Genomic DNA, 14,180 nt, shown 5'->3' with positions numbered 1-14,180 from the left:
GGTATAAAGTTATTGACGCAAATAAGTGTATATAAGTAGAGACAGTTTCAGTCATCATTAGGTTATTTATTTCTGCAAATGGGGTGCACGCATGACAGACATGATTAAATTACGAGAAACTGCCAGCTACAACGAGCGATCGCTCAAAACGCTGGTACGGTCGATCGCGATGTCTCAACAGCAATTCTCCCTAATCTTGGTGCGCTGCAACTACGAGCACTTGCGCCAGCAAATGGTGAAGCGACTGCATTCCCATAATAATTTATTAACTATTTTAATATTTGACCAGTTTGAAGAATTTTTCTTTGTCTCAACATCCGTAGCTCAAAGACAACAGTTTTATAAGTTTTTACGCTTATTTTTAAATCTCCCGTTTGTCAAAGTAATACTCTGTATGAGAGAAGATTATTTACATTATTTACTGGAGTGCGATCGCTTTCCCAATCTCGATGCCATTAATAATAATATTCTCGACAAAAGCATCCGCTATCAACTGCGAAGTTTTTCTATTAAAGATGCACGGGCTGCGATCGGACACTTGACAGAACGGGCAGAATTTTACTTAGAACCAGAACTGATTAATGCCTTCGTCGAAGATTTATCAGACGAATTGCAAGAAATTCGACCGTCGGCTTAGAAGCCAGACTGCACAAAGCAGAAGCTGACAAAAACATGAGTCAAGCACAGCTATACCGGGCGAATATTTTTCTCAAACAACTCTTGGGATTAGCAGCGATCGGCGTACTGCTGCAAACCATCCCACAACTAGCACCAGTAAATTGGGTCAGTCTCAGCCACAACGGTCAAATTATAGCCGTGGCCAGCGATGATGGTACTGTGAAACTGTGGAGTTCTGACGGTAGGCTAATCGCGAATCTGTGGCACAGCGAAAATAGAAAACCTTCTAAAGTTTACACCGTCAGTTTCTCCCCCGATGATGAAACTCTTGCTTCTGGTGGTGAGGACAACACAGTCAAACTTTGGAATGTCGGCCCACTTCAAAACAATCCACAACTAAATTCAATCGACAAAACAGACTTGCTGCTAACAACTTTGCGGGGACATAGCAAATGGGTATTTGGCGTCAGTTTCTCCCCTGATGGTCAAACTCTTGCTTCTGGTGGTGCTGATAGAACGGTCAAAATCTGGAGTCTGGTGGATATTCATGGAAAACACCCCCTCGATGCTACTAAGTTTAAACCTGTGGGCCGCTTGCTGAGAACCTTTGAAGGACACGCCGATCGAGTTACTCAGGTAAGTTTTAGCCCCGATGGGAAAACCCTGGCTTCGGCAAGTTTTGATAAAACTATCAGGCTGTGGCGACTTGATGACGTACCTCTGAAAACCCTCGAAGGACACCAAAATCGCGTCCTCAGCGTTACTTTCAGCCCCGATGGCCAAAGGCTGGCTTCTGCTTCTATGGACAAAACTATCAAGCTCTGGAGTCGTACAGGGGTGTTGTTGGAAACCTTGGAGGGACACACTCAGAGAGTATCCAGCCTCAGTTTTAGCCCCGACGGCTTGCTGCTTGCTTCTGGAAGTCATGACAAAACAGTGAAAATCTGGAGTTTAAAAGAAGATGGCATTACTAATATGTTGCCTTGTCCTTCGGCTCCACTGTTCCCCTGTTCTCCTTCTGTGTTGTTGACTCTTGATGGACACAGCGACAGCGTGACTAGCGTCAGTTTTAGCCCGGATGGTTTGTTGATTGCTTCGGGTAGTTACGATCGCAAGGTGAAGTTGTGGAGTCGTAGCGGCACTTTGTTGAAAACTTTGACTGGACATAAAGACAGCGTGATGAGTGTGAGTTTTAGCCCGGATGGGAAGGTTCTGGCTTCTGCTGGTAGGGATAATCGGGTGATTTTGTGGAATTTGGACCTGGACGATTTGTTAGTGAGGGGCGGAGATTGGGTGGGGGATTATCTGAGGACTAATCCGAATGTGAGCGATCGCGATCGGCATTTGTGCGACGGAGTAGCGCCTAAATCTCAGTTTTAGTCCTGTGATTGTTGACTGTTGGGTGTTCAAAACTTTCCTTACCCCAACTCTTCCCCTTCCCCCCCGCTTCCTGTAAAGTAAATAATTGTAAAGAAATATGAGTTTTCTCTTATCCTCTGGTTAAAACCGCCAGCTAGCATTCATTCACAATTGAGACCCAGATTAGAACTTCCTATGTCACAGTTTTTCCGACGCAAATTTCTAGCCTCTGCTGCTGCCTTTTTCCTGGCTTTGTCCCTGTGGGCGATCGCACCAGCAGCCCATGCTTTCAACAATCCTGATTTGTTGCCACAAATTCAGACTCCGATCATTGATTTAGCTAAAGCCCTTACAGAGATTGAAGAACAGGACTTGACAAAAAATTTAGATGCCTTTGAGGCGGAAACTGGCTGGAAGTTGCGAGTGCTGACTCAGTACGATCGCACGCCCGGTTTGGCTGTCAAAAGCTATTGGGGCTTAGATCAAAAAAGTGTGCTGTTAGTTGCCGATCCGCGAGGTGGTAATCTCCTGAACTTTAATGTGGGAGACTCTTTGTATCCTCTGTTGCCGCGCACTTTTTGGGTGGAACTGCAAACCCGCTACGGTAATCAGTTTTTTGTGCGGGACAATGGGGAAGATCGAGCGATTATTGAATCTTTGGAGTCGATCGAAGGCTGTCTGCGTCAAGGTGGATGTCGCGTGGTTCCCGGTTTGCCTAGGGAACAGTGGATTTTGACTTTAATTTCTTCGGTGCTAGGCGGGGTCATCTGCGGGTTTGCAGCTCAACCACGGAAACCGGGACAGTTGGTGGCTTGGCAGTGGGCGCTGATTTTTTCGCCTCTGTGGGGCATCTTGTTTTTTGCCTTCGGTGTCGGCCCTGTGGTGATTCGGACTTCTGAGTGGCTGCCTTTGGTGCGCAATGTGGCTGGTTTTGCGATCGGGGCTTTGGTAGCATTTCTCACTCCCGTACTCGGCAAGTCCTCACCGTCATCAGAAACTTAGTTTCTACCTTGGCAGTTGGCAGTTGGTAGTTGGCAGTTAACCAATCACTAAAAGCTGATAAGCTGATACTTGATAATTCACAGGCGACAGCTATTCAACACATGGAATGGCACTTAAGCGATGCCCAGAGTCTGGGATTAATCGATAACGAAATTGGCGATCATGGTTTTTCGGCGGCGGAATATGAAATTGTCCGCCGTGTGATTTATGCAACTGCTGATTTTGAGTATAAGTCTTTAATCAGTTTTTCCGATCAGGCTTTGCAAGCTGGGGCGGCAGCTTTGGCTGCTCGGACTACGATTGTGGTAGATGTGCCCATGGTGCAGGTGGGGATTACGCCACTGCTCCAAAGTACCTTTGCCAATCCGGTGTACTGTTCAATGGAAGCTTTGACGCGCCCTCAAAAGGAAAAAACGCGGGCTGCTTGGGGGATTGAAACCTTGGCTAAACGCTATCCTGAAGGGATTTTTGTAGTTGGCCAAGCTCAAACTTCTCTGTCGGCGATCGTCGATTTAATTGAGGCTGAGGAAATTCGCCCTGCTTTGGTGATTGGGACTCCTTCTGGGTTTGTGGGGGTGGATGTGGCTAAGTCTCGCTTACACGATTCGATGATTCCTCATATTCGGATTGAGGGGCGGAAGGGTTCGGCGGTGGTGGCTGTGGCGATTGTGAATGGGCTGGTGGATTTGGCTTGGCAGGCTTACGGCCAAGAGGGGAATAGTTGATATTACCTGAAAGGTGGCAACTGCTGCTTGATTTTAGGCAGTAGTTGCTTGATTTTGATTCCAAACATAAACACAAACCACACTGCGCCACCGGCTCCCAAACTAATCAATAGCACTAACACAAAAGGATGAATTTCAACACTACTCAATAATGGCAAGTAAAATTTGCGATCGGGCGCGTCTTGTTTAATCAGATAAGGAGCGCCACCAGCCACTACTCCCGCTACTCCCAAACCAAAGCCCACTGCTTGAATCGTAACTTCAAGTTTCGCATCCCGATAAGCTTCTTCAATGGAGACAACGCCTCGAATTGCTTCCATTGCTTTGTCTAGCAAACCCGAACCGTGTTGGAAATAACCTAAATCTGCCTGAATCTGCCTTTGAAACTGCGGGCAATTTTGCGTGCTGAATGTTGCGAGAAAACTTAAATCGGCATCACTATCATTATACTTTTTACAGGCTTTGATGTCAAGACTTATTTGATTTAATTTATCTTGGTAATTTTGAGCATTAATGGCGATCGTATTTTCGCGAAACTGCAAATCACTAAGCATCCGGGCATACTTGACAGCCCGCTGCGGAAGCTTAATCATCTGAGTTTCCAGATATTCCAATTCCTCCTCATTTAAACCCGCACCTTTCGATTGTCGTTGCTGGGCCCTATCCCTCTCCAAATAGTCAAAAGTCTTGTCAATATCCAATTGAATATGCTTGTATTCCTCGCGAATCACCGCGTAAAGCTTGCGGCTATCCTGATAAGCCCGCAGAATCTTATTGCGGTACAAAAACAAATCCATAAAATCGCTGTAGCGCGTCTCATCCCAGATATCATCAGTAGTTGGACTGTTGAAAAACCAGATAATAACGTGACAGTAACTATCGGGTTGACTGAGATTTCCGTATTCCAAAATCGGACTACCGAATAACTCGCCTTGACGACAGAAATCCGGGAGATTGTCACCGGAAATCAAGTTTTCTAGACACTGTTTGCCTAATTTTTTAATAAACTGCGAATCTTCCCGCGCCTCCTGATTTTGTTCCACACTCTGCTTAGCCGTAATCAGCAGAGTTTGCCCGAAATAACTCTGCACAAAATTCGGTAGCAAGCAATTATCGGGATTAAACTGCTTCAAGATGCTAACAGCGACATCGGCTGTTTTAACGTCTCCATCTTTTTCGGGAATCCGAATTTGCAAACCCAAAGCATAGCTATCATCAATTCGCATCGGTTGCGCGAAACCCTTGACAGGAATTGGCTGATTGTCAACCACAATCTCCTTAGCAAAGGCCAGAGAATTGCGGCCGTTAACTTTTGATTTATCAATTAAGTTAACACGCCGGCCTACTGGTTCATCTTTTTTGTGAAAATAGCTGTCATTAAATTTGTTAGTGACTGCTAATTGAGTTTGCAAAATTTCATGACAATTCTGCCACAAACTGGCGAATTCCACGGGGGAATTAGACTGTGATTCTAGGGCGTTGCAGGGGTGAAAGGCAAACAGATAGACGTTAGGGGCATAGATTTTGCTACTTGGAGTCATTGCTGGTATCTGATTTATTTTCTGCTGCGCTTTCTTGAAGTTTTTTGTAACTCTCTTCGATGCTGGTACGCAGAGTTTGAGTGATATTGGTTAGCGGCTGCATTGTAGTTGGGGTGGGTTCGCCCGGATCGTCAATTTCTTTTTTGCATTTAGCGACAGCAATTATTAATTCCTCTCCCAATGTATGAATGGCGCACCAATTGCTGATAGTCATAGCAATGGGAAACAATTCATCATCTGCTGATTCGGCTATTTCTGTTTGTAATTTAGGTAAATCTTGCCATGCTGTGGGCATAAAAATACTGGGATTTTCGTGCAGCCATTGCAGGAAAGCATAGATAATTTTGTCAGATTCCATAGTAATTCCTCCGGTGATTTAAAAAAATGAATTCGTAGGGGCGGGTTAACCAACCATAATTGCCAATTATCGACAATCTCGAAAACCCGCCCCAACCCAACCGACAATCACAATGTACATTTTAACATTTAATTCGTAGGGGCGGGTTAACCAACCATAATTGCCAATTATCGACAATCTCGAAAACCCGCCCAACCCCAACCAACAATCATTATCTACATCTTAACATTTAATTCGTAGGGGCGGGTTAACCAACCATAATTGCCAATTATCGACAATCTCGAAAACCCGCCCAACCCCAACCAACAATCATTATCTACATCTTAACATTCGATCCATATTTTCTGTTAATTCAGGTGATCTGTGGGGTTGGGCGGGTTTTTATATATTGTCTATTACTGTTATATATGGTTGGTGAACCCGCCCCTACAAAATTTGGGTAAATGTTCATGTGGATTATTGGTGGGGTTGGGCGGGTTTTTATATATTGTCTATTACTGTTATATATGGTTGGTGAACCCGCCCCTACAAAATTTGGGTAAATGTTCATGTGGATTATTGGTGGGGTTGGGCGGGTTTTTATATATTGTCTATTACTGTTATATATGGTTGGTGAACCCGCCCCTACAAAATTTGGGTAAATGTTCATGTGGATTATTGGTGGGGTTGGGCGGGTTTTTATATATTGTCTATTACTGTTATATATGGTTGGTGAACCCGCCCCTACGAGATTATGTTTTGACACTTTAATATCCCGTGGCACAAAATGCTGCCCAATTTATCGGGTCGCTAAACGGCTGTTCTTTACTCGAACACACCAACCATAATTCTATACTTTGTCTTGATTTTTTATCTAATTTTAACAATCCTACCCAAACTTCAAAATCCTCGCGAGTCACAGCGCGCATCCAGTTTTGCGCGGCATTCAAAGCAATCGCCACCGAATCTGCCTGGGGTAATTCCTGATAAAATTTAATCATCAAAATTGCGGTGGCAAAATCATCGACAGCCCACAGACTGCTGACAACATTCATGCTACCGGCATACAAGAAACCGCTGGGTAAACCAATGTATTCATCCGTCATTGTGGTTGAACTTGTCAACCCAGTTTCGCAGGCGGAAAGTGTCACGAGACTGCATTTTGGTAACAGCAATTCGCCGAAGATGTCGCCCAGGGTGAGGCATTTTTCGGGGATGGCTTTTCTGCCACTGCGTAGAGTGACGTAACGCTTGGTTTTTAGTCCATCTTTTTCTAACCCACCGTTAGCAAGAGGTTTTTCTTCTCTTAGCCCCCCCCTTAGCAAGGGGGGGTTGGGGGGGGGTTAATTTCTAATACCGGTTCCAGGGAATCGGCTAAGACTAGAGATGACTGTAGCGGATAGTCAAACTCGAAGACGCCGTGACAGGAAAAGTGCAAGTAAGTGGAATTTACCAGGTTTTCTTGGCTTTGGTTGAGGGCGATTTTTGTGGCTTGTTTTCTGAGTAAAATTTGATGGGAATTGAATCCGGTTTTGATGGTTTCTACTTCCATATCCGCGTTGAATAAATCTTCGGTGGGATTCTGGAGGGCGAATAGTTGTTGTTGATTTTTTGCGGTGGATTTTCTGGTGTTGATGCGGTTTTTTACGAGTTCCAGTAGTTGCAAGCTGGGGGCATATTTCACACCGTCTGGGAAGCCGTCGAGGAGGTTCCTTGTAGGGGCGGTGGATGGTGCGTGCCCGCCCGTGCCCCCGTGCCCGCCCGAATCTGTAGGGGCGGTGGATGGTGCGTGCCCGCCCTCTAATGGTAGGGCGTGGAGGGGGAATAAATGCAGGTAGCGGTGGGGTACTAGGATTAGTTGTTGGCTGGTGGTTGGGATTTTGGCGACTATTTCGTTGAGGCGCAGGATTTGTGAGAGTTGTTCGAGTTTTTGGGAGAGGGTTTGTTGCCAGGTTTTGTTGGTTTTTTGGTCGCGGTATTGGTTGAGATAGTTGTCTTTCCAGGTTTCTAATTCGGCTATTTCGGTTGTGGTGTAGGTGATTAATTCTATGTTGTTTTGGGTGAGGATAAATGCAAATCCCCCCCAGCTATCATCGGAGTTGGAGTTGTTGGTGATGCTGGGTTCTGATCCCCCCCGACCCCCCTTAAGAAGGGGGGAGTTGGAGTTGGAGTTGTTGCCGATGTACCATTCTATGATGGCGGTTTTGGGGTCTAATGTTTTCTGGAATTTGTTGATGTCTATGGGTTGGATTTTTTGAGTTAGTTTGAATTCTGGTTCTCGCTGTTTGAAGTTTTCTAGGTATTGTTCTAGTTGCTGTAATGCTGTTACTAATTTTTCTTGTTGTTGGGATAATTCGGGAGTGTGAGGGCGGGTTTGGGTTGTGCGTTGGGAGGGAGAGTCTGGAACCCCCCCCGGCCCCCCCTTGGTAAGGGGGGGAGGAAGAGGGGAAACAGGGGTGGGAGGAGGGGAGATAGGGGTTTGGGTTTCTAGGGATTTTTGGAGGGAGGCGATTTGGCTGCGCAAGTCTCTGAGTTGTTGTTTTTCGGTGGCGGTGGCGGTTTTGGGGTAGATTTCGCTGTTGGTGAAGAGTTCGACTAGGTAACGGGATTTGCTGCGTTCGATTGTTTGAATTGCTTTGTGATATTGTTGGTGGTTGATGCAGGATTGCATCATTTTTTCGTAGACGTTGAGGTTTTCTTCGATGATTTCTCGTTTGCGGTTGTCGGATGTTATCCACTCGCGGCTTTGTTCGACTGCTTCGATGGCTTTTTCGTAGCCGAAGATGGCTGTTTCCCACAAACTTTCTGCAAATCCTAAATTGCCGAGACTTCGCGCTGCGATCAAACATTCAATTGGCAAAGCTGTGGGAGTGTAAACTTCTAAAGCCAATTCATAACAGGCGATCGCCTTTTCGATATTCTCGGCTTTGTCTTCCCTGATTCTGTCACTGTAAGCAATTGCTAAATTATTTTGAGTCGTGGCCCAATCTTGGGGAGAAGCGGCGCGAGTGTAAACTTCTAAAGCCAATTCATAACAGGCGATCGCCTTTTCGATATTCTCGGCTTTGTCTTCCCTGATTCTGTCACTGTAAGCAGTTGCTAAATTATTTTGAGTCATCGCCCATTGTTGGGGAGAAGCGGCGCGGGTACGAACTTCTAAAGCCAATTCATAACAGGCGATCGCCTTTTCGATATTCTCCGCTTTGTCTTCCCTGATTCTGTCACTATATTTAATACCTAAACTATTTTGAAACATTCCCCATTTTTCCGAGTCAGCTTCGAGAGTAAAAATAATTAATCCTACTTCTAAACAAGCAATAGCAATTTCTATATTAGCGGCGCGACTTCCTAGGGGAAAACTGGAAATTGTAATATTAAAACTGTAGAGATTATCCGCAAAGTTGTATGCTTCCTCTGACTCCATTGCTGCGAGAGTTGGAGTTGCCCACTCTCGCAAGTATTGGGCAAAACCATCGTCTAATAATTCGAGATTGGTTTGCAGGATGGTGATTTGTTCGTCTTTTGGGGAGTTGAGGAGAGATTGGATTAGGGTGAGATAGGTTTCGCGGCGTTGTTCGTTCATTTTTCATAACCCATGTTTGGGATATTTTACATTGTTTGTGGGGGGGAATGCAAGTCGGGGGGGAATGCAAGAGACCCCGGCGGTTAGAAACCGCGTCTACACAAACGATGTCCACCTCCGTGGACGAAGATGGTATTTGGGGATGGAAAATAATGGGTAAAATCTTCAACCCACGGAGGTGGACATTGTTTATGTAGACGCGGTTTAAACCGCCGGGTTTTGGAAAATAATATTGTTTGTGGGGGAATGCAAGTTTGGGGTTGCGGAGGCCCCGGCGGTTAGAAACCGCGGCTACACAAACGATGTCCGCCGGACGCCGACGAAGATGGTATTTGGGGATGGAAAATCATTGGGTGAAATCTTCAACCCACGGAGGTGGGTTTTGTCTGTGTAGACGCGGTTTGAACCGCCGGGTGATTGTTAATCAAACGGAATTTAAAGGCCCCGGCGGTTGGAAACCGCGGCTACACAAACGATGTCCGCCGGACGCCGACGAAGATGGTATTTGGGGATGGAAAATCATTGGGTGAAATCTTCAACCCACGGAGGTGGGTTTTGTCTGTGTAGACGCGGTTTCAACCGCCGGGTTTTATGAATCAAACGGAATTTAAAGGCCCCGGCGGTTGGAAACCGCGGCTACACAAACGATGTCCGCCGGACGCCGACGAAGATGGTATTCGGAGATGGAAAATCATTGGGTGAAATCTTCAACCCACGGAGGTGGGTTTTGTCTGTGTAGACGCGGTTTGAACCGCCGGGTGATTGTTAATCAAACGGAATTTAAAGGCCCCGGCGATTGGAAGAAAACGGGTTTTTTATCAAATTTCCGTGTCGTCACAAAGACTCTGGCAAAAACCCGGTTTCTGGCCACCAACCCGCGCTTAAGTCGGATTAATAATCAGCGGGCGATCGCCTTTTTGTGCTTCTATTATCATTATCGCGGTCTTTTTTCCTACCTTTTTTAATCTGTTCGCTCATTTCAATAAATACATCTTTACGCAAATAAGGATAGTCGCTTACCCACACGTCGCGGCTGGGAATGTAAATATCTGAAACTTTGGCAATTCTGCCCAAATCTTCTTGATTCGACATGATTAACATCAAAGCAGCTTGGCCGGGGGCAATTCCTTGATGATTTTTCTGCAATGGCGCTCGAAGTGTGGTAGTAAATCCGGTTTTGTCGCCGACTTCTAAGTTAATTCGCGGTTCTAAGTTGTCTACAATTACTAATTGTCCTTTTTGGTTGACTGTTTCTTCTTGACTTGTGACTTCATCTGTGATGTATATATCCAAAACTCGTCCTTGCCAAAAACCGCAATATTTATATTTGCGACATTCTGCGTTTTTTAAACTCGCCCAGAAAATCGGCCCCCACAGCCAGTACAAGCCTGCAATCAATCCGGTGATTAATACTAGGGGGCCGACATCGGAACCGGCGAAGTTGTAGATGACTACGAGGAGAACTACGATTACGGCAGATATGAGCATTCTCCTCAAAAAGTCTGGGGGTTTTCCCCAGAAGTATTTGTATTGGGCTCCGGTGGCGACGGCGGGAATTAGTTCTTGAAATGTTTCGCGGGTTAAGGGAATTAGCATAATGGGGAATTGGGAATGGGGAATTGGGAATTGGGAATTGGGAATTGGGAATTGGGGATGTGGAATTGGGGATTGGGGAATTGGGAATTGGCTATCTCTCCCAAGTTTTCAATCACTCATTCGATCTTTTTTGTCACCTATTGAGTTTAGATAAGCATTGAGTTTTGGTGGCAGTTCATCAATTATTGGTTGATTTTTTTTTACTTGTTCATCTGCTAACAACTGTCTGGCGTATGCCAATCTCAACCAACTGATTGTTTCATATAAAGAGCCTCTGGCAATTTTAATAAAACGCCGATTGTCTTGATGATTATACCTGCCACGTCCTTCTGCGATATTAGCACAAACACTATCGGCGGAGCGTACAATTTGCTGGCCCATAGTATCTTTCGTGAAATAATCCCATTGTTTGACGATAAACCAAACCTCGTTTGCTAACTTTTCAGCCAACTTGGAAACATCTAAATCCTCAAAATCTGGTCTACTCATATCTACACCCCTCTATTCCCAATTCCCCATTCCCAATTCCCCATTCCCAATTCCCTAGAGTATTTTTTCTAAGCCGTAAACGAGCGATCGCAATTCAATTACTTTGCGTATAGATAGGATGACTCCGGGCATATAACAAGCGCGATCGCTCGTGTCGTGACGTAAAGTATAAACTTGACCCTCGCCGCCAAAAATTACTTCTTGGTGAGCAATTAAACCGGGTAAGCGGATGCTGTGAATCCGAATTCCTTCGTCGGCTAAAGAGCCTCTAGCTCCCTGCAATTTTTCGGTTTCTTCTACCTGTGGGGGATTGAATGTTTTTCCCATTTCTGCTAGCATTTGGGCAGTTTGAATGGCAGTACCGCTGGGTGCATCGGCTTTTTGATTGTGGTGGAGTTCGATAATTTCTACGTGTTCAAAATATTGAGATGCTGTGACAGCGGCTTGTTGTAGCAGAACCATGCCGATGGAAAAATTGGGTATAATTAAACAGCCAATGCTGGCTTTGTCGGCAAACTCGGCTAAGTTTTGAATTTGCTCGGTACTCAAACCAGTGGTGCCGACGACGGGACGAATGCCGTAGGCTATGGCCGATCGCACATTTTCGTAAACCGACTTGGGGTGTGTGAAATCTACCATCACCCCTGACTGTTTTTCCTGGGCTGCTAATACGAGCATTCCTTGCAAATCGTCGGTAATGGGAACTTCCAACGGCCCGCCCCCTGCTAATTCTCCGGCATCGGCGTTCAGGACTTCAGGAGAGTGGTCTATGGCCCCGAATAGGGTGAGGTCTGGAGCCTTGGCGATCGCCTTAATTACTTCGCGGCCCATTTTGCCGGCAGCACCGTTAACAATCACCGGAATTGGAAGTTGATTCGCCATAATCTCAAAAAAAATTCTGAAAGTCTATCGACTAAATTTTAACCCTACCAGGACTGCTGAAACAAAGTAAATGATTTCCTAGAAAGTTTTGGTAAATCCCTGTAAAATCTGGTACTATGTATTGAGAACAAAAATACCATCTAGCGATGACCAGATATGTCACACCGCGAGAAGCTTGCAAAATCCTGCAAGTCTCAGATAAAACCCTTAGAAACTGGGAACTTGCCGACAAAATATCAGCCATCAGAACCCCATCCAACCAGCGACGCTACGACATCGACAGCGTTCTTGGAACCGGACACGACCGAATTACAGCCATCTACGCCCGGGTCAGTAGCTACAAACAGCGAGAAGACCTCGACAGACAAGTCAGCTACCTCCAAAGTCTCTATCCGCAAGCTAAAGTCTTCAAAGACATCGGAGGCGGACTCAACTTTAAAAGAAAAGCGCTGCTTGCCCTTCTGGGACAAGTCATGTCAGGAGATATCTCAGCAGTTGTGGTCGGACACCAAGACAGGCTCGCAAGGTTCGGTGGCGATCTCATCAAATGGATCTGCGAGCAAAACAATTGCCAACTCATGGTTCTCAGTAGAAATGAGTTGTCTCCAGAACGAGAAATGGTTGAAGATATCCTTGCCATCATCCACGTCTTTAGTTGCCGACTCTACGGTCTCCGAAAATACAAATCTGCTATCAAAGAAGATTCGAGTTTACCCGGAAACCAAGCTAGCAGCGAAATGGAGGACTTGGATCTCAGCAAGTAGGTGGTGTTACAACCAAGCAATTGCTATTCTTAAAAACGAAAAAATTGGCAAGTACGATTTAAGAAAGAAGGTAATGGACTCGGCTCCTAAGTGGGTATCCGAGCAGCCTTACAATCCGCGACAAATGGCAGTATTTCAAGCTTTTGAAGCGCACAAAGCTGCTAAGAAAGTCAAAGGAACGGCAAAGTTTAGAAGCCGTTTCGACACATCTGGGACTATCCGGTTCCAAACATCTAACTGGAAGTTGGGTACTTTTTACCCAAATTCTACCAAGGGGCTAAGCTTTAAAACATCAGAACCAATCCTTGAGGTAATGCAACACGAACCAACACTCAGCTTGATTAACAGGCAGTGGTTTATCTGCTATGGGATTGATGCACGAGGAATGAAGCCAATCAATAGCGATTTGGCGATCGCGTTAGATCCGGGTGTTAGAACTTTCCTTACTGGTTTTGACGGCAGTGGTTTCATCGAAATAGGGAAAAACGATATTGGCCGCATCTATCGGCTAGCAAGACATCTCGATAAATTAATGTCGCGAATTGGGGTAAGTAAAGGAAGGCAATTCAAGCGACTGAGGTATTGCTTGCGAAAATCCGCAGCAAAAATCAGAATCAAAATCAAAAACTTAGTCAATGAATTGCACAAAAAAGCTGCAAAATATTTGACAGGTAAGTACAAGTTAATTTTCTTGCCAACCTTTGAGACACAACAAATGGTCAAGAAAGGTAAGCGCAGGTTGGCAACTAAAACCGCTAGAGCGATGGTCACTTTGAGTCATTATCGTTTTCAACAAATGTTGAAGCATCAAGCCACCAAACACGGTGGTGTTGTAGTAGACGTAACAGAAGAGTACACATCGAAAACTTGCTCAAAATGTGGGCATATCCATACTAAATTGAGCGGGTCTAAAGTTTTTAAATGTCCAGAATGCGGACACATTCTAGATAGAGATCAAAATGGCGCTTTCAATATTTTGTTGAAAGCTTTGAGAGATACCTCCTTGACAGGAGAGCTTGTTGCTTTCTCTGTCTTGCCATACACGGTTATTCCTGGCTTAGTCCGGGATTTACCGGATTAAATGTATCTGACACACTCTTAAGGTTCGTATAAACTTTGTTAAATCAAGCAATTATTTGAGGCAAACTCGTTTTTGCCACAACTTCTGAAACCATTCTGTGAAAACAGACTGGGAGAAGCAAATTTGTATAGGTCAATTTTTGCCGATGGCAGAAGTTGCTGCCGGCCTCAAAGCTCTCTCTCTGAATTTATGAGGTTTAATTA

General features: G+C 45.2%; 14 protein-coding genes. 7 read left to right on the top strand and 7 right to left on the bottom strand.

What is annotated here, in order from left to right:
• Positions 1–91 precede the first annotated feature (91 nt).
• The 4 genes from P2A85_RS10035 to P2A85_RS10020 all read left to right on the top strand — a co-directional run bounded on the left by P2A85_RS10035 (position 92) and on the right by P2A85_RS10020 (position 3,704).
• The gene (locus tag P2A85_RS10035; protein ID WP_377479267.1) at positions 92–637 is read left to right on the top strand and encodes a hypothetical protein; all 546 of its coding nucleotides are present in this window, start codon (positions 92–94) and stop codon (positions 635–637) included.
• A gap of 35 nt (positions 638–672) precedes the next feature.
• Positions 673–1,998 (top strand): WD40 repeat domain-containing protein, encoded by a 1,326-nt coding sequence (locus tag P2A85_RS10030; protein WP_377479264.1) that lies wholly within the window; start codon positions 673–675, stop codon positions 1,996–1,998.
• 174 nt (positions 1,999–2,172) lie between these two features.
• Positions 2,173–2,979, top strand: coding sequence for a TPM domain-containing protein (locus P2A85_RS10025; RefSeq protein WP_377479261.1), 807 nt, complete (start codon positions 2,173–2,175; stop codon positions 2,977–2,979).
• Between the two features lie 101 nt (positions 2,980–3,080).
• On the top strand, positions 3,081–3,704 hold the full coding sequence (locus P2A85_RS10020; RefSeq protein ID WP_340522437.1) for a precorrin-8X methylmutase: 624 nt from the start codon (positions 3,081–3,083) through the stop codon (positions 3,702–3,704).
• 2 nt (positions 3,705–3,706) lie between these two features.
• On the opposite strand, the gene P2A85_RS10015 is transcribed toward P2A85_RS10020, so the two are convergent.
• The 4 genes from P2A85_RS10015 to P2A85_RS10000 form a co-directional block, all read right to left on the bottom strand.
• Positions 3,707–5,245: a hypothetical protein gene (locus P2A85_RS10015; RefSeq protein WP_377479258.1), complete on the bottom strand. Its 1,539-nt coding sequence runs from the start codon at positions 5,243–5,245 to the stop codon at positions 3,707–3,709.
• A complete protein-coding gene (locus P2A85_RS10010) occupies positions 5,232–5,603 on the bottom strand; it encodes a hypothetical protein (RefSeq protein WP_377479256.1) in 372 nt (123 codons plus the stop codon). Before P2A85_RS10010 ends, P2A85_RS10015 begins: the two co-directional genes overlap by 14 nt.
• Positions 5,604–6,349: 746 nt before the next feature.
• Positions 6,350–6,907 carry a CHAT domain-containing protein gene (locus P2A85_RS10005; protein WP_377479253.1) on the bottom strand — a complete coding sequence of 186 codons (558 nt, stop codon included), beginning with the start codon at positions 6,905–6,907 and terminating at the stop codon, positions 6,350–6,352.
• Positions 6,901–9,165, bottom strand: a complete 2,265-nt coding sequence (locus P2A85_RS10000; protein ID WP_377479250.1) for a CHAT domain-containing protein — start codon at positions 9,163–9,165, stop codon at positions 6,901–6,903. The genes P2A85_RS10005 and P2A85_RS10000 overlap by 7 nt, the downstream gene beginning before the upstream one ends.
• A 353-nt stretch (positions 9,166–9,518) precedes the next feature.
• Here P2A85_RS10000 and P2A85_RS09995 point away from each other — a divergent pair, with 353 nt between their 5' ends.
• A complete protein-coding gene (locus P2A85_RS09995) occupies positions 9,519–9,695 on the top strand; it encodes a hypothetical protein (RefSeq protein ID WP_377479247.1) in 177 nt (58 codons plus the stop codon).
• Between the two features lie 361 nt (positions 9,696–10,056).
• Here P2A85_RS09995 and P2A85_RS09990 read toward each other — a convergent pair whose 3' ends face one another.
• From P2A85_RS09990 to dapB, 3 genes are all read right to left on the bottom strand, one after another.
• Entirely contained in the window at positions 10,057–10,761 is a 705-nt protein-coding gene (locus P2A85_RS09990; RefSeq protein WP_377479244.1) for a phosphate ABC transporter permease, read from the bottom strand.
• A 108-nt stretch (positions 10,762–10,869) separates the two neighbouring features.
• Positions 10,870–11,250, bottom strand: coding sequence for a four helix bundle protein (locus P2A85_RS09985; protein ID WP_341731351.1), 381 nt, complete (start codon positions 11,248–11,250; stop codon positions 10,870–10,872).
• Between the two features lie 54 nt (positions 11,251–11,304).
• Positions 11,305–12,132: a 4-hydroxy-tetrahydrodipicolinate reductase gene (gene dapB, locus P2A85_RS09980; protein WP_377479241.1), complete on the bottom strand. Its 828-nt coding sequence runs from the start codon at positions 12,130–12,132 to the stop codon at positions 11,305–11,307.
• Between the two features lie 146 nt (positions 12,133–12,278).
• On the opposite strand from dapB, the gene P2A85_RS09975 reads away from it, so the two are divergent.
• Together P2A85_RS09975 and P2A85_RS09970 are read left to right on the top strand one after the other, a co-directional pair.
• Positions 12,279–12,896: an IS607 family transposase gene (locus P2A85_RS09975; protein WP_377479238.1), complete on the top strand. Its 618-nt coding sequence runs from the start codon at positions 12,279–12,281 to the stop codon at positions 12,894–12,896.
• Positions 12,820–13,977 (top strand): RNA-guided endonuclease InsQ/TnpB family protein, encoded by a 1,158-nt coding sequence (locus tag P2A85_RS09970; RefSeq protein ID WP_377481404.1) that lies wholly within the window; start codon positions 12,820–12,822, stop codon positions 13,975–13,977. Before P2A85_RS09975 ends, P2A85_RS09970 begins: the two co-directional genes overlap by 77 nt.
• Positions 13,978–14,180: the final 203 nt, after the last annotated feature.

This window comes from Microcoleus anatoxicus (genome assembly GCF_042465725.1).
Classification (GTDB): Bacteria; Cyanobacteriota; Cyanobacteriia; order Cyanobacteriales; family Microcoleaceae; genus Microcoleus; species Microcoleus anatoxicus.
The sequence above is the reverse complement of the archived record's forward strand: the minus strand, read 5'-3'. Positions and strand labels throughout refer to the sequence as shown.

Coding starts and splice junctions, on each gene's coding strand:
- P2A85_RS10035 (WP_377479267.1), top strand. CDS start 92: ATGACAGACATGATTAAATTACGAGAAACTGCCAGCTACAACGAGCGA.
- P2A85_RS10030 (WP_377479264.1), top strand. CDS start 673: ATGAGTCAAGCACAGCTATACCGGGCGAATATTTTTCTCAAACAACTC.
- P2A85_RS10025 (WP_377479261.1), top strand. CDS start 2,173: ATGTCACAGTTTTTCCGACGCAAATTTCTAGCCTCTGCTGCTGCCTTT.
- P2A85_RS10020 (WP_340522437.1), top strand. CDS start 3,081: ATGGAATGGCACTTAAGCGATGCCCAGAGTCTGGGATTAATCGATAAC.
- P2A85_RS10015 (WP_377479258.1), bottom strand. CDS start 5,245: ATGACTCCAAGTAGCAAAATCTATGCCCCTAACGTCTATCTGTTTGCC.
- P2A85_RS10010 (WP_377479256.1), bottom strand. CDS start 5,603: ATGGAATCTGACAAAATTATCTATGCTTTCCTGCAATGGCTGCACGAA.
- P2A85_RS10000 (WP_377479250.1), bottom strand. CDS start 9,165: ATGAACGAACAACGCCGCGAAACCTATCTCACCCTAATCCAATCTCTC.
- P2A85_RS09990 (WP_377479244.1), bottom strand. CDS start 10,761: ATGCTAATTCCCTTAACCCGCGAAACATTTCAAGAACTAATTCCCGCC.
- P2A85_RS09985 (WP_341731351.1), bottom strand. CDS start 11,250: ATGAGTAGACCAGATTTTGAGGATTTAGATGTTTCCAAGTTGGCTGAA.
- dapB (WP_377479241.1), bottom strand. CDS start 12,132: ATGGCGAATCAACTTCCAATTCCGGTGATTGTTAACGGTGCTGCCGGC.
- P2A85_RS09975 (WP_377479238.1), top strand. CDS start 12,279: ATGACCAGATATGTCACACCGCGAGAAGCTTGCAAAATCCTGCAAGTC.